Source organism: Pseudomonas sp. IPO3778 (assembly GCF_013386825.1).
GTDB lineage: Bacteria > Pseudomonadota > Gammaproteobacteria > Pseudomonadales > Pseudomonadaceae > Aquipseudomonas.
The window spans coordinates 1-16,993 of record NZ_JACARC010000042.1; the positions used below are offsets into that span (position 1 = coordinate 1).

Annotated in this window: 17 protein-coding genes and 1 pseudogene; 17 read left to right on the forward strand and 1 reads right to left on the reverse strand. The window is 61.4% G+C overall.

The window, feature by feature from the left end; translation table 11 throughout:
• Nucleotides 1–266: 266 nt before the first annotated feature.
• From HX855_RS22470 to flhB, 10 genes and pseudogenes are all read left to right on the forward strand, one after another.
• Entirely contained in the window at nt 267–1,652 is a 1,386-nt protein-coding gene (locus HX855_RS22470) for a flagellar hook-length control protein FliK (protein ID WP_177087668.1), read from the forward strand.
• Nucleotides 1,630–1,758, forward strand: a pseudogene (locus HX855_RS33720) (outer membrane lipoprotein carrier protein LolA); the annotation flags it as partial. The gene HX855_RS22470 and the pseudogene HX855_RS33720, both read left to right, overlap by 23 nt.
• Nucleotides 1,759–1,847: 89 nt before the next feature.
• A complete protein-coding gene (fliL, locus tag HX855_RS22475) occupies nt 1,848–2,348 on the forward strand; it encodes a flagellar basal body-associated protein FliL (RefSeq protein ID WP_177087666.1) in 501 nt (166 codons plus the stop codon).
• 9 nt (nt 2,349–2,357) lie between these two features.
• Nucleotides 2,358–3,326 (forward strand): flagellar motor switch protein FliM, encoded by a 969-nt coding sequence (fliM, locus tag HX855_RS22480; protein ID WP_010166091.1) that lies wholly within the window; start codon nt 2,358–2,360, stop codon nt 3,324–3,326.
• 34 nt (nt 3,327–3,360) lie between these two features.
• Complete coding sequence (gene fliN, locus HX855_RS22485) at nt 3,361–3,828, forward strand: flagellar motor switch protein FliN (protein WP_010166093.1); 468 nt, start codon at nt 3,361–3,363, stop codon at nt 3,826–3,828.
• Between the two features lies 1 nt (nt 3,829).
• Entirely contained in the window at nt 3,830–4,264 is a 435-nt protein-coding gene (fliO, locus tag HX855_RS22490) for a flagellar biosynthetic protein FliO (protein WP_177087664.1), read from the forward strand.
• Nucleotides 4,264–5,007: a flagellar type III secretion system pore protein FliP gene (fliP, locus tag HX855_RS22495; RefSeq protein ID WP_177087662.1), complete on the forward strand. Its 744-nt coding sequence runs from the start codon at nt 4,264–4,266 to the stop codon at nt 5,005–5,007. The genes fliO and fliP overlap by 1 nt, the downstream gene beginning before the upstream one ends.
• A gap of 3 nt (nt 5,008–5,010) precedes the next feature.
• Nucleotides 5,011–5,280, forward strand: coding sequence for a flagellar biosynthesis protein FliQ (gene fliQ, locus HX855_RS22500; protein ID WP_071486515.1), 270 nt, complete (start codon nt 5,011–5,013; stop codon nt 5,278–5,280).
• A gap of 13 nt (nt 5,281–5,293) precedes the next feature.
• The gene (gene fliR / locus HX855_RS22505) at nt 5,294–6,070 is read left to right on the forward strand and encodes a flagellar biosynthetic protein FliR (protein WP_003214551.1); all 777 of its coding nucleotides are present in this window, start codon (nt 5,294–5,296) and stop codon (nt 6,068–6,070) included.
• 3 nt (nt 6,071–6,073) lie between these two features.
• The gene (flhB, locus tag HX855_RS22510; protein ID WP_177087660.1) at nt 6,074–7,210 is read left to right on the forward strand and encodes a flagellar biosynthesis protein FlhB; all 1,137 of its coding nucleotides are present in this window, start codon (nt 6,074–6,076) and stop codon (nt 7,208–7,210) included.
• 169 nt (nt 7,211–7,379) lie between these two features.
• Here the strand turns inward: flhB and HX855_RS22515 are convergent, their stop codons facing one another.
• Nucleotides 7,380–7,652 (reverse strand): DUF6124 family protein, encoded by a 273-nt coding sequence (locus HX855_RS22515; RefSeq protein WP_177087658.1) that lies wholly within the window; start codon nt 7,650–7,652, stop codon nt 7,380–7,382.
• Nucleotides 7,653–8,261: 609 nt separating this feature from the next.
• Here HX855_RS22515 and flhA point away from each other — a divergent pair.
• The 7 genes from flhA (at nt 8,262) to HX855_RS22550 (ending at nt 16,970) form a co-directional block, all read left to right on the forward strand.
• Nucleotides 8,262–10,376 carry a flagellar biosynthesis protein FlhA gene (flhA, locus tag HX855_RS22520; protein ID WP_218175893.1) on the forward strand — a complete coding sequence of 705 codons (2,115 nt, stop codon included), beginning with the start codon at nt 8,262–8,264 and terminating at the stop codon, nt 10,374–10,376.
• An 11-nt stretch (nt 10,377–10,387) separates the two neighbouring features.
• Nucleotides 10,388–11,704, forward strand: a complete 1,317-nt coding sequence (gene flhF / locus HX855_RS22525) for a flagellar biosynthesis protein FlhF (RefSeq protein ID WP_177087654.1) — start codon at nt 10,388–10,390, stop codon at nt 11,702–11,704.
• Between the two features lie 121 nt (nt 11,705–11,825).
• The gene (gene fleN, locus HX855_RS22530; RefSeq protein WP_003192912.1) at nt 11,826–12,659 is read left to right on the forward strand and encodes a flagellar synthesis regulator FleN; all 834 of its coding nucleotides are present in this window, start codon (nt 11,826–11,828) and stop codon (nt 12,657–12,659) included.
• On the forward strand, nt 12,656–13,396 hold the full coding sequence (gene fliA, locus HX855_RS22535) for an RNA polymerase sigma factor FliA (protein WP_008434817.1): 741 nt from the start codon (nt 12,656–12,658) through the stop codon (nt 13,394–13,396). Before fleN ends, fliA begins: the two co-directional genes overlap by 4 nt.
• A 170-nt stretch (nt 13,397–13,566) precedes the next feature.
• Complete coding sequence (locus tag HX855_RS22540; protein ID WP_005790040.1) at nt 13,567–13,941, forward strand: chemotaxis response regulator CheY; 375 nt, start codon at nt 13,567–13,569, stop codon at nt 13,939–13,941.
• 18 nt (nt 13,942–13,959) lie between these two features.
• Nucleotides 13,960–14,748 carry a protein phosphatase CheZ gene (locus HX855_RS22545; RefSeq protein WP_177087652.1) on the forward strand — a complete coding sequence of 263 codons (789 nt, stop codon included), beginning with the start codon at nt 13,960–13,962 and terminating at the stop codon, nt 14,746–14,748.
• Nucleotides 14,749–14,759: 11 nt separating this feature from the next.
• Complete coding sequence (locus HX855_RS22550; RefSeq protein ID WP_177087650.1) at nt 14,760–16,970, forward strand: chemotaxis protein CheA; 2,211 nt, start codon at nt 14,760–14,762, stop codon at nt 16,968–16,970.
• Nucleotides 16,971–16,993 lie beyond the last annotated feature (23 nt).

The window sequence follows — 16,993 nt, forward strand, 5'->3', positions numbered from 1 at the left end:
GGGCAGGGACGCCCCGTCGCGGCGGCCCGCGGAGCAATGCCGGAGTGCGGGCACACCGAGCCTAAGCGAGGTGCCGAGTGGTGGGGCAAGAGCCCTTTTGGTTACTTTTGGGGCTCTTTTCCAAAAGTGACCCGCTGTAAGAGCGGAACCAATAGCGGCCGTTACCTAAATAACGGATATACACACCAACCCCCAAAGCTGGCCCAACTCTTGCTCTACCTCCTGTCACTGCACCCTCGACCCCCGTGCAGCGGAGACTCTTATCTATGGCAATCATCCCGAATTCGCTCCTTCAGGCAGCCCCTGCGGCCAAGCCTCAGGCGCCCGCTGCCAATCCACCGGTAGCGGTTGCAGACCCGCGGGACAAGGCCCCGGGCTTCGCACAGGTGTTCGCCAGCCAGGCCCCCGCGCCGGCGGCAAAGCCCATCGAAACCCCCACCAAACCGACCCGCGACAAGCCGGCGGACAACAGCGCCAAGCCCGCCGCCAACAACGATAAGCCTGCCGCCGGCACCCCATCGGTTGCCGATAACGGCAAGACTTTGCCTGCCACCCCGCCGGCCAAGTCCGACACCCCGGACACCACCGCCAAGTCCGACGACACTGCCCCCGCAGACGACCCGACCCTGGCCCAGCAACCCCCGGTCGACCCCACCGTCGACCCGGCGCTGATGGCCGCAGTCGTCCCGGTCCCCGTCCCGGTACCCGCCACGCCGGCGCCTGTCGATACGCCGGCGCCCGCCGCGGCGAAGGACGACAAAGCCCAACCCGTCGTGGCCCCCCCGGTGGCCGCAGCCGCCGACGACGCCAAGCCCGCCTTCGACCCCGACGCCGACCCGCTGGACGCGATGCCCGCCGTACGCCTGGCCATGGAGCAGGGCGGGCACGTGTCCGCCAGCAGCCAGACCCCGGCCAAAACCGCCCCGGCGCAGGCCTCTACCGACGATCAGCCGACCGCGGCACAAAACTTCGCCACCGGCCTGGCCAATATGGTCGATCAACAAGCGACCAAGGACAGCACCGACCAGGGCGGCGACAAAGCCTTCACCGGCCTGATCGACGGCGGCCTCAAGGACCTGAAAAGCGCCAGCAGCGACACCCGTGTCGATGACTTCGCCAACCGCCTCGCCGCGCTGACCCAGGCCGCCACGCCGAAAACCGCGAATGCCCTGCCGCCAGTGGCCAACGCGCCGCTGGCCATGCACCAGAGCGGTTGGACCGACGAGGTGGTGAACCGGGTCATGTACCTGTCCAGTGCCAACCTCAAGTCGGCAGAAATCCAGCTGCAACCGGCTGAACTGGGCCGCTTGGACATCAGCGTGAAAATGTCCGCTGACCAGCAGGCGCAAGTCACCTTCATGAGCGGCCACGCGGTGGTGCGTGAAGCCCTGGAAAGCCAGTCGGGGCGCCTGCGGGAGATGTTTGCCCAGCAGGGCATGGGCCAGGTCGACGTCAATGTGTCGGACCAGTCCCGTGGCTGGCAGGGTCAGCAAGGCCAGGACCAACAGCAGCAGAACCAGGCACGCGGCGTCAGTGGGCGTGGCGGGCGTGGGGATGAGGCGGATGGCGGCGGTGTCGGTGACGTGGCTGAAGTTGCAGCGCCGGTTGTGCAGTCCGTGATCGGCTCCAGTGCGGTGGACTACTACGCCTGACCCTGTAGGAGCGAGCTTGCTCGCGAAGGTCGTTAACGATGACGCGGGCATCCTGAGTCAACACGGTGCCCTCGGGTTCTTCGCGAGCAAGCTCGCTCCTACAGTGGATCTGCTTCAATCTGACAACTCTGGCATAACACTTGCTCTTGCCTTTCCCCAGAACTATGAATCCCCGAATAGTGACGGATTATTGGCATGGCGAAGAGCGACGACGTAGCAAAAGCACCCGCAGGCAAGGGCAAGCTCAAGCTTATCCTGCTGATTGTACTGGGCTTGTTCCTGGCGATCGGCGTGTCCGTGGGGGCTACCTGGTACTTCATGCACAGTGCCGCAAGCAAACCGGCCGCGACGGCCGAGATCAACCCCAACGTCAAGCAACCGGCAATCTTCGAGCCGATGCTTCCGGCGTTTGTCGCCAACTTCAATCAGAACGGCCGTCAACGCTACCTGCAGGTGAGCATTACCCTGCTGGCGCGTAACCAGGCAGACCTGGATGCCCTCAAGGTGCATATGCCAGTGATCCGCAACAACCTGGTGATGCTGTTCTCCGCCCAAGGCTTCGACACCCTCGCCACCCCGGTGGGCCAGGAAATGCTGCGCCAGAAGGTCACTGCCAGCGTGCAGGAAGTGGCCCAGAAGGAAGTCGGCAAACCTGTGATCGAGCAGGTGCTCTTCACTAATTTCGTATTGCAGTAGGATCACGACATGGCCGTGCAGGACCTGCTGTCCCAGGATGAAATCGATGCGCTGCTCCATGGCGTCGACGATGGTCTGGTACAGACCGAAATGGCTGCCGAGCCTGGCAGCGTCAAAAGCTACGACCTGACCAGCCAGGATCGCATCGTCCGTGGACGCATGCCGACCCTGGAAATGATCAACGAACGGTTTGCCCGTTACACCCGCATCAGCATGTTCAACATGCTGCGCCGCTCGGCGGACGTGGCGGTGGGCGGCGTGCAGGTGATGAAGTTCGGGGAATACGTGCACTCGCTGTACGTGCCCACCAGCCTCAACCTGGTCAAGATCAAGCCGCTGCGCGGTACCGCGTTGTTCATCCTCGACGCCAAGCTGGTGTTCAAGCTGGTGGACAACTTCTTCGGCGGTGACGGCCGTCACGCCAAGATCGAAGGCCGTGAATTCACCCCGACTGAACTGCGGGTGGTGCGCATGGTGCTGGAGCAGGCCTTCATCGACTTGAAGGAAGCCTGGCAGGCGATCATGGAAGTCAATTTCGAGTACATCAACTCGGAAGTGAACCCGGCCATGGCCAACATCGTCGGCCCCAGCGAAGCCATTGTGGTCTCCACCTTCCACATCGAACTCGATGGCGGTGGCGGTGACCTGCACGTGACCATGCCGTACTCGATGATCGAGCCGGTGCGCGAGATGCTCGATGCCGGTTTCCAGTCCGACCTCGACGACCAGGACGAACGCTGGGTCAAGGCCCTGCGCGAAGACCTGCTGGACGTCGACGTACCCCTGAGCGCCACCGTGGCCCGTCGCCAGCTGCGTTTGCGGGATATTTTGCACATGCAGCCAGGGGACGTGATTCCCGTTGAGTTGCCGGAAGAACTGATCATGCGTGCCAATGGCGTGCCGTCGTTCAAGGTCAAGCTCGGTTCTCACAAAGGCAACCTGGCGTTGCAAGTGATTGAACCGATCAATCGTCGCTGATCCACACTAATTTCTGCTCCGCCGAGGACATGTAATGGCTACTGAACACGAAAACACTTCCGCCGAAGACCAGGCCCTGGCTGACGAGTGGGCGGCTGCCCTGGAAGAAACCGGCGATGTCGGCCAGGACGATATCGACGCCCTGCTGGCGGCCGATGCGGCCACCGCCCCGGTGGGCAATCGCATTCCCATGGAAGAGTTCGGCAGCGTGCCGAAGAACAACGAGCCGGTAACCCTGGACGGCCCGAACCTGGACGTGATCCTCGATATCCCGGTGTCGATCTCCATGGAAGTCGGCAGCACCGAAATCAACATCCGCAACCTGCTTCAGCTCAACCAGGGTTCGGTGATCGAGCTGGACCGCCTGGCCGGCGAGCCGCTGGACGTGCTGGTCAACGGCACGCTGATCGCCCATGGCGAAGTGGTGGTGGTCAACGAGAAGTTCGGCATCCGCCTGACCGACGTGATCAGCCCAAGCGAACGCATCAAGAAGTTGCGTTGATATGAAGCGCTCATTGGTAGGACTGTTATCGACGCTGCCCTTGAGCGTAATGGCAGCAGAGCCAGTCGCCCAGGCGGCCGCACCGGCCCTCGGCAGCGGCATCGGCGGGCAACTGACTCAGTTGGTGCTGGGCCTGTTGCTGGTGGTGGGGCTGATCTTCGTGCTCGCCTGGGTGCTGCGCCGCGTGCAGCGCATCGGCCCGGGCAATGCCCAGGTCATTGAGATGGTGGGGTCGCGAGCCCTGGGCCCGCGGGACCGGCTGGTGCTGGTGCAAGTGGGCGACGAGCAGATTCTGCTAGGCATCACCCCCGGCCGCATCACCCCGTTGCACGTGCTCAAGACGCCTGTGGAAGTGGCCCAGACTCAAGCGGCCACGCCGGAATTCGCCCAGCGCCTCATGGAGTTGCTGGGCAAGGATCAGAAGGATAAGAAGTAATGCGCGTTTTATTGACGCTCATGCTGTTGCTGGCAGCGCCACTGGCGTTTGCGGCGGGCCCGTTGTCGATCCCGGCGATCACCCTGGGCACCAATGCGGCGGGCGCGCAGGAGTACTCGGTCAGCCTGCAGATCCTGCTGATCATGACCGCGCTGAGCTTCATCCCCGCGTTCGTGATGCTGATGACCAGCTTCACCCGCATCATCATCGTGTTCTCGATTTTGCGTCAGGCCCTGGGCCTGCAGCAGACGCCGTCGAACCAGATCCTCACCGGCATGGCGCTGTTCCTGACGCTGTTCATCATGGCGCCGGTGTTCGACAAGGTGAACCAGCAAGCCCTGCAACCGTACCTGGCAGAGAAAATGACCGCCCAGGATGCGATCGACAAGGCACAAGGCCCGATCAAGGATTTCATGCTGTCCCAGACCCGCTCCAGCGACCTTGAGTTGTTCGTGCGGCTGTCCAAGCGTACCGACATCCCCAGCCCCGACATGGCGCCGCTGACCATCCTGGTGCCGGCATTTGTGACCTCGGAGCTGAAAACCGCGTTCCAGATCGGCTTCATGATCTTCATCCCGTTCCTGATCATCGACCTCGTCGTGGCGAGTGTGTTGATGGCCATGGGGATGATGATGCTGTCGCCGCTGATCATTTCGTTGCCGTTCAAGATCATGCTGTTTGTGTTGGTGGATGGGTGGGCGCTGATTATCGGCACCCTGGCCGGCAGTTTTGGTGGGGTGTAGGCCATGACGCCAGAAGTAGCAGTCGACCTGTTTCGTGAAGCCCTGTGGCTGACCACCATGATGGTCGCCGTGCTGGTAGTGCCGAGCCTGTTGGTGGGCCTGCTGGTGGCGATGTTCCAGGCCGCGACCCAGATCAACGAACAGACCCTGAGCTTCCTGCCGCGCCTGCTGGTGATGCTGATCACCCTGATCGTCGCCGGCCCGTGGCTGGTGCGAACCTTCATGGAATACATCCTGCAGTTGTACGGCAGTATTCCGCAGTTGATCGGCTGACCCCGTGAACTCGATGTTGGCGTTGACCGACACCCAGATCAGTACCTGGGTGGCCTCGTTCATCCTGCCGCTGTTCCGGGTCACGGCGGTGCTGATGACCATGCCGGTGTTCGGCACCACCCTGGTACCCCGGCGCATTCGCCTGTATTTCGCCGTGGCGATCACCGTGGTCATCGTGCCGGGCTTGCCGCCGATGCCGCCAGTGAATGCCCTGGACCTCAGTGCCATGATGCTGATCGCCGAGCAAATCATCATCGGCGCCTTGCTGGGCTTTTCCCTGACGCTGTTCTTCCAGGCTTTCGTGATCGCCGGGCAAATCATCTCGATCCAGATGGGCATGGGCTTTGCCTCCATGGTCGACCCCACCAACGGCGTGTCGGTGGCAGTGATCGGGCAATTCCTGACGATGCTGGTGACCTTGCTGTTCCTGGCCATGAACGGCCACTTGGTGGTGTTCGAGGTGATGACCGAAAGCTTTACCACGTTGCCGGTGGGCAGCGGGCTGGTGGTCAATCATTTCTGGGAGCTGGTGGGGCGCCTCAGCTGGGTGCTGGGTGCCTCGTTGCTGCTGGTATTGCCGGCGATCACCGCGCTGCTGGTGGTCAACATCGCGTTTGGCGTGATGACCCGGGCGGCGCCGCAGCTGAACATCTTCTCCATCGGTTTCCCGTTGACCCTGGTGCTGGGCATGGGGATTTTCTGGGTCGGCATGGCTGACATTCTCAATCAGTATCAACCGCTGGCCACCGACGCCTTGCAGTTTTTACGTGACTTGGCGCGGGCGCGGTAAGCCATGGCCGAGAGCGAGAGTGGCCAGGACAAAACAGAAGACCCCACGGAGAAACGTAAAAAGGACTCCCGGGAAAAGGGCGAGATTGCCCGCTCCAAAGAGCTCAACACCCTGGCGATCATGCTCGCCGGTGCCGGTGGCCTGCTGATCTACGGCGGTGGCCTGGCCCTGGACCTGATGGAGTTGATGCGCCTGAACTTCTCCCTGCCCCGTGACGTGCTGCTGAGCCCGGGCGCCATGGGTTTGTACCTGCTGCACTCGGGCAAGATCGCGATCCTCGCGGTGCAGCCGATCCTGATTACCTTGTTGCTGGCCGCCTTGATCGGCCCGATCTCCCTGGGCGGCTGGCTGTTTGCCGCCGGCAGCCTGGCGCCCAAATTCAGCCGGATGAACCCGGCGGCCGGGCTTAAGCGGATGTTTTCCACCAAGGCATTGGTGGAACTGCTCAAGGCCCTGGCCAAGTTCATCCTGATCCTGTTTGTGGCGTTGAAAGTGTTGTCGTCCGACATCGACGACTTGCTGCGCATCGCCCATGAACCGATCGAACTGGCGATCATCCACAGCGTGCAAGTGGTGGGCTGGAGTACGCTATGGATGGCCTGCGGGCTGATCATCATTGCCGCGGTGGATGCGCCGATCCAGCTGTGGGAAAGCCACAAGAAACTGCTGATGACCAAGCAGGAAGTGCGCGACGAGCACAAGGACCAGGAAGGTCGGCCCGAGGTCAAACAGCGGATTCGCCAACTGCAGCGCGAGATGTCCCAGCGCAAAATGATGGCGTCGGTGCCCGACGCCGATGTAGTCATCACCAACCCGACCCACTACGCCGTGGCGCTCAAATACGACCCGGAGAAGGGCGGGGCGCCGATGTTGCTGGCCAAGGGCAGTGATTTCACCGCGTTGAAAATCCGTGAAATTGCCGTGGCCAATGACATCCTGCTGCTGGAATCGCCGGAGTTGGCGCGGTCGATCTTCTACTCCACCGACCTCGACCAGGAAATCCCGGCCGGGTTGTATCTGGCGGTGGCGCAGGTGTTGGCGTACGTGTACCAGATCCGCCAGTACCGGGCGGGGAAGGGCAAGCGTCCGGATCCGCTCAAAGACCTGCCGATTCCGCCGGATTTGCGTCGGGATTCCTGATTTTGCAGTGCCTCTCCTGGCCTCATCGCGGGCAAGCCCGGCTCCCACATTTTGATCGCATTCTCCCGGCCAACTCGGCCAACTGTGGGAGCCGGGCTTGCCCGCGATGGCGTCCGCCCAGGCAACAAAAAAATCTCCTGAGCGTCCCCGCAATTGCATCTGGCAACGTTTAACCCGCAGACGAGGGCGCTATGTCATCCAGCACCCGATCTGCCAACAATCGCGCTACCTCAATCAACTGCGCAATCCCCAGCGCACCTTCCCGTCGTGATCCTTCCAGTTCAAAGGCAAAGTCGCAGGTCAGGGCATGGGCTGAAGCCAGTGTTTCGGTGAGGTTGACCAGCAGGTCTTCGGTGCTGAGGCCGTCGATGACGGTGAATAGCACGACGGGAGTGTTGTGGGTTTCGGAATCGAGTGGAGGGTTTGGTGTGGGTTTAATCATGGTGAAGCTCCTGAATTAAGTGGAGCTGCCACTTATCGCCGCGACGCGATGGGGTGGTAGCTGTACGCAGGTTCGCGGACCGGGATCAGGAAACCGGCATACCCGAAGGTATCCCGCGCACAGCCACCATGGCGCCGCACAGTAGACGATAAAAAGGCGTCAACTGAAAGCGGACAATGGCGCTTTGCGCCTGAATTCACTCGGGCCGCGACGCCCGCCCGCTGCGTTTACAGCGGTGTGCGGAGACTAGAGATCGGGTTTCCCACCAGCAACCCTAAATACCTGTCGGACGTTTCGCCATCTCCCGCGAACGGGCTTGTGTGGCGAGGGAGCTTGCTCCCGCTGGGGTGCGAAGCGCCCCCAAATAAAGTTATCGCGGTTATTCAGGCAAAACGCGTAAGCCGTTCTGGGGCTGCTGCGCAGCCCAACGGGAGCAAGCTCCCTCGCCACAGGTGATGTGTGTACGGCGGTAGCTCTTTGCTGCCCGCGAGGCCGATCTACTCCCTCAAGCAAAAGTTGGAAGGCTTCTTGCAATACCGCCTCCAGGACGCCTCTCGGCGTCAAAAGTTTGCTTCAAGGAAACGAGGAATACCGGTGGATCGTTCTCAAATGCTCAACACGGCCCGTGGCACCCTGACTGACCTCTCGCGAGGCAATCTGGGTGTGCCGTTGTTGTTGCTGGTGATGCTGGCAATGATGATGTTGCCGATGCCGCCGTTCCTGCTGGACGTGTTCTTCACCTTCAACATCGCGCTGTCCGTGGTGGTGCTGCTGGTGTGTGTGTACGCCCTGCGGCCGCTGGATTTTGCGGTGTTCCCCACGATTCTGCTGATCGCCACCCTGTTGCGGCTGGCACTTAACGTGGCCTCCACCCGGGTGGTGATGCTCCACGGCCAGGACGGCCACGCCGCCGCAGGCAAGGTGATCCAGGCCTTCGGTGAGGTGGTGATCGGCGGTAACTACGTGGTCGGTATCGTGGTGTTCGCGATTTTGATGATCATCAACTTCGTGGTGGTGACCAAGGGCGCCGGGCGAATTTCCGAGGTGAGCGCACGGTTCACCCTCGACGCGATGCCCGGCAAACAGATGGCCATCGACGCCGACCTCAACGCCGGCCTGATCGACCAGAGCCAGGCCAAGGCCCGCCGCCTTGAAGTGGCCCAGGAAGCCGAGTTCTACGGTTCCATGGACGGTGCCAGCAAATTCGTGCGCGGCGACGCCATCGCCGGGCTGCTGATTCTGTTTATCAACCTGATCGGCGGCGTCGCGGTGGGGATGTTCCAGCACGGCATGACCTTCGGTGACGCCAGCAAGGTTTACGCCCTGCTGACCATCGGTGACGGTTTAGTGGCGCAATTGCCATCACTGTTGTTATCCACAGCAGCGGCGATCATGGTGACCCGTGCTTCGGGCTCCGAAGACATGGGCAAGCAGATCAGCCGGCAGATGTTTGCCTCCCCCAAGGCCCTGGCCGTGGCGGCGGGCATCATGGCCATCATGGGCATCGTGCCGGGCATGCCCCATGTGTCGTTCCTGAGCATGGCGGCCATGGCCGCCGGTGGCGCTTACCTGTTCTGGAAAAAGCAAAACAACATCAAAGTGATTGCCCAACAGGAAGTGGCGCGCCAGCAGGAACTGCTGCCATCGCCGGCCCGGGCCCAGGAAACCAAGGAGTTGGGCTGGGATGACGTGACCCCGATCGACATGATCGGCCTGGAAGTCGGCTACCGCCTGATTCCCCTGGTGGACCGCAACCAGGGCGGCCAACTGCTGGCGCGGATCAAGGGCGTGCGCAAGAAGCTGTCCCAGGACCTGGGTTTCCTGATGCCCACCGTGCACATCCGCGACAACCTCGACCTGGCCCCGAGCGCCTACCGCCTGACCCTGATGGGGGTGATCCTGGCCGAGGCCGAGATCTACCCGGACCGCGAATTGGCGATCAACCCGGGCCAGGTATTCGGCAGCCTCAATGGGATTACCGCCAAAGATCCGGCTTTTGGCCTGGAAGCGGTATGGATCGAAATCAGCCAGCGCAGCCAGGCGCAGTCGCTGGGCTACACCGTGGTAGACGCCAGCACCGTGGTCGCCACCCACCTCAACCAGATTCTGTACAAGCATTCCCATGAGCTGATTGGCCACGAAGAAGTCCAGCAACTCTTGCAATTGCTGGCCAAGGCCTCGCCAAAGCTCGCCGAAGAGCTGGTGCCGGGCGTGCTGTCCACCTCGCAACTGCTCAAGGTGCTGCAAGCGCTGTTGGCCGAACAGGTGCCCGTGCGGGACATTCGCAGCATTGCCGAGGCCATCGCCAACAATGCCGCCAAGAGTCAAGATACTGCCGCCCTGGTGGCCGCAGTGCGCGTCGGATTGTCGCGTGCAATCGTCCAAAGCATTGTAGGGCTTGACTCCGAGCTGCCAGTTATCACCTTGGAGCCAAGGTTGGAACAAATATTGCTCAATAGTATTCAGAAGGCCGGGCAGGGCGCTGATGAAGGCGTGTTGCTGGAGCCAAGCATGGCCGAGAAGCTGCAGCGTTCGTTGATCGAGGCCGCGCAGCGCCAGGAAATGGAAGGCCATCCGGTGATCCTGCTGGTGGCAGGTCCCGTCCGGGCGATGTTGTCGCGGTTTGGACGCCTGGCTATACCGAATTTGCACGTATTGGCTTACCAGGAAATTCCTGACAATAAGCAAGTGACTATCGTCGCGACAGTAGGGCCCAACGGCTGAGGTAGTGGGATATGCAAGTGAAGCGTTTTTTCGCCGCCGATATGCGTCAGGCCATGAAACTGGTACGTGATGAGTTGGGCGCCGACGCTGCGATTATCGGTAACCGTCGTATTGCCGGCGGTGTCGAGCTGACGGCTGCCCTGGATTACAAGCCCTCGGCCCTGGCGCCGCGTGTGCCGAACATGGAGCTGGAAGACGAGCTGCGCAAGACCGCTTCGCGCATTGTCTCGGCCCAGGCTGAACTGAGCATGCGTGGCGACAGTGACGCCACCACCAATCGCCAGCTGTTTGCCGGCCTGCCGCTGACGGCGTCCGAGCCGCTGGTAGAGCCGACGTTTATTGAGCCGCCGCGCCCTGCTGCGCCAGCCCCGGCCGCAGCGGTAGACCAGCGGGTGTTCGACTCGATGCGTTTTGAACTCAACGGCCTGCGTGAACTGCTGGAAGTGCAGCTGGGCTCGCTGGCCTGGAACCAGTTGCAGGGCAGCCAGCCGCAACAGGCCAACCTGTGGCGTCGCCTGCAACGCATCGGCCTGTCCGGCCCGTTGTCCCGCGACCTGCTGCAGCTGACCACCCAGATTGAAGAACCCCGTCAGGCCTGGCGCATGCTCCTGGCCCACCTGGCGCGGATGATTGTCACCCCGGAAATCGAACCCCTGGAAGAAGGCGGCGTGATTGCCATGGTCGGCCCTGCCGGCATGGGCAAGACCACCACCCTGGCCAAGCTGGCCGCGCGTTACGTGCTCAAGTACGGCGCGCAGAATATCGCCCTGGTGAGCATGGACAGCTACCGCATCGGTGCCCAGGAACAGCTCAAGACCCTGGGCCGCATCCTCAATGTGCCAGTGACCCATGTCGACCCGGGCCAGTCCCTGGCCAACGCCCTCGACCCGCTGCTGCGCAAGCGCGTGGTGCTGATCGACACCGCCGGCCTGCAAGCCAGCGATCCGGCCCTGCGCATGCAGCTGGAAAGCCTGGCGGGACGCGGGATCAAATCCAGAAACTATTTGGTACTTGCCACTACCAGCCAGAAACAGGTATTGACCGCCGCTTACCACAGCTACAAGCGCTGCGGGCTGGCGGGCTGCATCCTGACTAAACTGGATGAAACAGCGAGCCTGGGCGAAGTCTTGAGCCTGGCGATCAGCCATGAATTACCGGTCGCCTACCTGACCGACGGGCCGCGGATCCCGGATGATTTGCATCTGCCGCGCCGTCATCAGTTGGTCAGCCGGGCTGTCAGCGTGCAAATGCAGGAAGAACCGAGTGAAGAAGCGATGGCTGACATGTTTGCTGACCTCTACCACAGCCCCAACAAACGGGTCGGCTGAGGTCAACATGGCCTTCAATTTAAAAACGACAGTGCAAAGTATCTACATCGATGGTCTGCCAGCAGTTCGCGCGGCCAACATATGTAGCCTGCGTCTAAGCAAGACAAGGTAAAGAAATAAAATGGGCAGCATGCATCCCGTACAGGTGATCGCGGTGACCGGCGGCAAAGGTGGCGTCGGAAAAACTAACGTGTCAGTGAATTTGTCCCTGGCCCTGGCAGAGCTTGGCCGTCGCGTCATGCTGCTGGACGCTGACCTGGGCCTGGCGAACGTCGACGTTCTGCTGGGACTGACGCCCAAACACACCCTGGCCGACGTCATCGAAGGCCGCTGTGAGCTGCGCGACGTGCTGTTGCAGGGCCCCGGCGGGATTCGCATCGTGCCGGCGGCCTCCGGCACCCAGAGCATGGTGCACCTGAGCCCGGCGCAGCATGCCGGCCTGATTCAGGCGTTCAGCGACATCGGCGACAACCTCGATGTGCTGGTGATCGACACCGCCGCCGGGATCGGCGAGTCCGTGGTCAGCTTCGTGCGCGCTGCGCAAGAAGTGTTGCTGGTGGTCTGTGATGAACCCACCTCGATCACCGACGCCTACGCCCTGATCAAACTGCTTAACCGTGACTACGGCATGAACCGCTTCCGCGTGCTGGCCAACATGGCCCAAAGCCCGCAAGAGGGGCGCAATCTGTTCGCCAAGTTGACCAAGGTCACGGATCGCTTCCTCGATGTCGCCTTACAATACGTTGGCGCAGTTCCTTACGACGAGTGCGTACGCAAGGCCGTGCAAAAGCAGCGTGCGGTCTATGAAGCGTTCCCTCGTTCGAAATGCGCATTGGCGTTCAAGGCCATTGCCCAGAAGGTCGATACCTGGCCGCTGCCCGCCAACCCGCGGGGGCATCTGGAGTTTTTCGTCGAGCGTTTGGTGCATCAGACGAGCGCAGGACCGGTGCTATGACAGCCAGCGGCTACAACCTTTACAAGAAGTCGGCACGTGACAGTCAGGTCGAATTGATCGAGCGCTATGCGCCCCTGGTCAAGCGCATTGCCTATCACTTGCTGGCGCGCCTGCCCGCCAGCGTTCAGGTCGAAGACTTGATCCAGGCCGGGATGATCGGCCTGCTCGAAGTGTCGACCAAGTACGACGCGAGCAAAGGCGCGAGTTTCGAGACCTACGCGGGTATCCGTATCCGTGGGGCCATGCTCGATGAAGTGCGTAAAGGTGACTGGGCGCCACGTTCGGTGCACCGCAATACGCGGATGGTGAGTGACGCAATTCGCTCAATTGAAGCAAAAACCGGTCGCGACGCTAAAGATCACGAAGTTGCGGCCGAACTCCAATTGAGTCTCGATGATTACTACGGGATTTTGAACGATACCTTGGGCAGCCGGCTGTTCAGTTTCGACGACCTGTTACAGGACGGCGAACATGAAGGGCTGCACGAGGACGGCGCGAGTGCCCATCTCGAACCGTCACGGGATCTGGAAGATGAACGCTTCCAGAGCGCGCTGGCGGACGCGATTGCCAATTTGCCGGAGCGTGAGCGACTGGTGTTGGCGCTGTACTACGACGAAGAGCTGAACCTCAAGGAAATCGGTGAGGTCCTGGGGGTCAGCGAATCGCGGGTCAGCCAGTTACACAGCCAGTGCGCAGCCCGCTTGCGGGGGCGTTTGGGAGAGTGGCGAGCGCGCTGACAGGCAGTGTGGGGACACTGCGAACGATACCGTCCAGGCCCTGCGCCCGGACGGGCTTGGCCCGTGGTGCGCCCCCGGTAGTCCTTTTTGTGTAACGCCTGTTGATTGATATGGCGCGCCCAGGTGCTGGGCGCGTTTAAGACTGCTTGGAGGTCGAATTGGACAAGAACATGAAAATCCTCATCGTTGATGACTTCTCAACGATGCGGCGGATCATAAAAAACCTGTTGCGTGACCTTGGGTTCACTAACACGGTCGAGGCGGATGACGGCATTACGGCGATTCCGATCCTCAACAGCGGGAGCATCGACTTTCTGGTAACAGACTGGAACATGCCGGGCATGACCGGCATCGACCTGCTGCGCCACGTGCGCGCGGATGAAAAACTGCGCAGCCTGCCTGTGCTGATGGTGACCGCTGAAGCCAAGCGTGAACAGATCATTGAAGCCGCCCAGGCCGGGGTTAACGGCTACGTGGTCAAGCCATTCACTGCATTGGCCTTGAAAGAGAAGATCGAAAAAATCTTCGAACGCATCGGTCATTGATGCTGCCACGGGGGAGCTATGGAGCATAAAGAAACGTCACAAGGCGATTTTGAGTCGACCTTGAAAAAGCATGCTCACCAGTTGGTTGAAAGCCTTGAAAAAGGCCAGTTCGGCGACGCGGTGCAGTTAATCCATGAGCTCAACCAGACCCGTGACCGCGGCCTGTACCAGGAAGTGGGCAAACTCACGCGTGAGTTGCACAGTGCGATTGTCAATTTTCAGATTGACCCGCACATGCCCCAGGCCGAAGAAATCTCGCAGATCACGGATGCCACCGAACGCCTGTCCTATGTGGTCAGGCTGACTGAGGCGGCGGCCAACCGCACCATGGACCTGGTGGAAAACGCCACGCCTCTGGTCAACGGGATGGCCAGTGAAGCCAAGGCCCTGAGTACTGACTGGGGCCGGTTCATGCGTCGGGAAGTGGGCGCTGAAGAGTTTCGTGAACTGGCGCGCCGGGTCGAAGGCTTTTTGTCCCGCAGCGAGCAGGAAAACCGCACGGTTTCCAGCAACCTCAATGACATTCTGCTGGCCCAGGACTACCAGGACCTGACCGGCCAGGTGATCAAGCGCGTGACCCAACTGGTCACCGAAGTGGAAAGCAACCTGCTCAAACTGGTGTTGATGGCGGGTCAAGTCGACCGGTTTGCCGGCATCGAACACGACCGCGAAGCGATCCTTTCTGAAAAAGATCCACAAAAACACCTCGCCAAGGGTGAAGGTCCGCAGATTCATGCCGATAAACGTGAAGACGTTGTATCCGGGCAAGACGACGTAGACGATTTGCTGTCCAGTTTAGGCTTCTAAGGAGCACACCCATGAGCTTCGGCGCCGATGAAGAAATCCTTCAGGATTTCCTTGTAGAGGCCGGCGAAATTTTAGAGCAACTGTCCGAACAACTGGTCGAGCTGGAAAGCCGACCGGATGATGCGAACCTGCTCAATGCAATTTTTCGCGGTTTTCACACTGTAAAAGGGGGCGCCGGCTTCCTCCAGCTCCACGAGCTGGTGGAGTGCTGTCACATCGCCGAGAACGTGTTCGACATCCTGCGCAAGGGTGAACGGCACGTCGACTCGGAACTGATGGACGTGATTCTGGAAGCGCTGGATGCGGTCAACGGCATGTTCAGTGAAGTGCGCGAACGTGCGCCGATCACTGCGGCCACGCCGGAACTGCTGGCCGCCCTGGCGCGCCTGGCAGAACCTGCGGCCAATGCGCCGGTGGTTGAAGCGGTGGCTGAGCCTGTCGCCGAGCCTGCGGGCGACGTGACCGACAGCGAATTTGAACAACTGCTGGATTCGCTGAACGCCATCAAGGCCGAAGCCGAAGCGCCGGCAGCCAGTGCGCCGGCCATGGTGCCGACCACTGAAGACATTACCGATGCCGAGTTCGAGTCATTGCTCGACCAGTTGCACGGCAAGGGCCAGTTTGCCCCGGACGCGGTGGCCGTAGCGCCAGCGCCAACGCAAGCCGCAGCGCCGGCCAGCAATGAAATCACCGACGACGAATTTGAAGCGCTGCTGGACCAGTTGCACGGCAAAGGCTCATTTGCCGCCGATGCACTGCCGGAAGTCGCTGCAACGGCCGCGGCACCTGCTGCACCGGCCGCTGCACCTGCCGCTGACGGGCTGATCTCCGATCACGAATTCGAAGCCCTGCTGGATGAGCTGCACGGCAAAGGCAAGTTCACCGAAGTGGCCGGCGCTGCGGCTCCGGCTGCTGCGTCTGCCGCTGCCGTTGCAACCCCCGCGCCGGTGGCCGCCAAGGCGGCTGCACCCGTGGCGGCCAAACCTGCGCCGGCACCTGCTCCTGCGCGGGCCGCTGCTGCCCCCGCCCCGGACAAGCAACCGGCCAGTGAAGCCGAAACCACCGTGCGGGTTGATACCGCACGCCTGGACGACATCATGAACATGGTCGGTGAGCTGGTACTGGTGCGTAACCGCCTGGTCCGCCTGGGCCTGAACAGCGGCGACGAGGCCATGCAAAAGGCCGTGTCGAACCTCGACGTGGTCACCGCCGACCTGCAAACCGCCGTCATGAAGACCCGGATGCAGCCGATCAAGAAAGTCTTCGGCCGCTTCCCGCGTCTGGTTCGCGACCTGGCACGCCAGCTCAAGAAAGAGATCAACCTGGAACTGGTGGGTGAAGAAACCGACCTCGACAAAAACCTTGTCGAGGCCCTGGCCGACCCGCTGGTCCACTTGGTGCGTAACGCTGTCGACCACGGCGTCGAGACGCCGGAAGAACGCGAAGCCTCGGGCAAGAACCGCCAGGGCAAAGTGATTCTGGCGGCCGAACAGGAAGGCGACCACATCCTGCTGTCGATCACCGATGACGGCAAGGGCATGGACCCCACGGTACTGCGCAACATTGCGGTCAAGCGTGGCGTGATGGACAAGGACGCCGCCGACCGCCTGACCGACACTGAATGCTACAACCTGATCTTCGCCCCGGGCTTCTCCACCAAGACCGAGATTTCCGACGTCTCCGGCCGTGGCGTGGGCATGGACGTGGTGAAGACCAAGATCAGCCAGCTCAACGGCTCGATCAACATTTACTCGACCAAGGGCCAGGGTTCGAAAATCGTCATCAAGGTGCCGTTGACCCTGGCGATCATGCCGACCCTGATGGTGATGCTGGGCAACCAGGCGTTCGCCTTCCCGTTGGTCAACGTCAACGAAATCTTCCACCTCGACCTGTCGCGCACCAACGTGGTGGACGGCCAGGAAGTGGTGATCGTGCGCGACAAGGCGTTGCCACTGTTCTACCTCAAGCGTTGGCTGGTGGCCTCGGCCAAGCATGAAGAGCAGCGCGAAGGCCATGTGGTGATTCTCTCCGTGGGCACCCAGCGGATCGGCTTTGTCGTCGATCAGTTGGTGGGCCAGGAAGAAGTGGTCATCAAGCCTTTGGGCAAAATGCTGCAGGGAACCCCGGGCATGTCGGGTGCGACCATTACCGGTGACGGTCGGATCGCGCTGATTCTCGATGTTCCGAGCATGCTCAAGCGTTACGCCGCACGGCGTATTTGATTCGGCCCGGGCAGGGCGGTTGT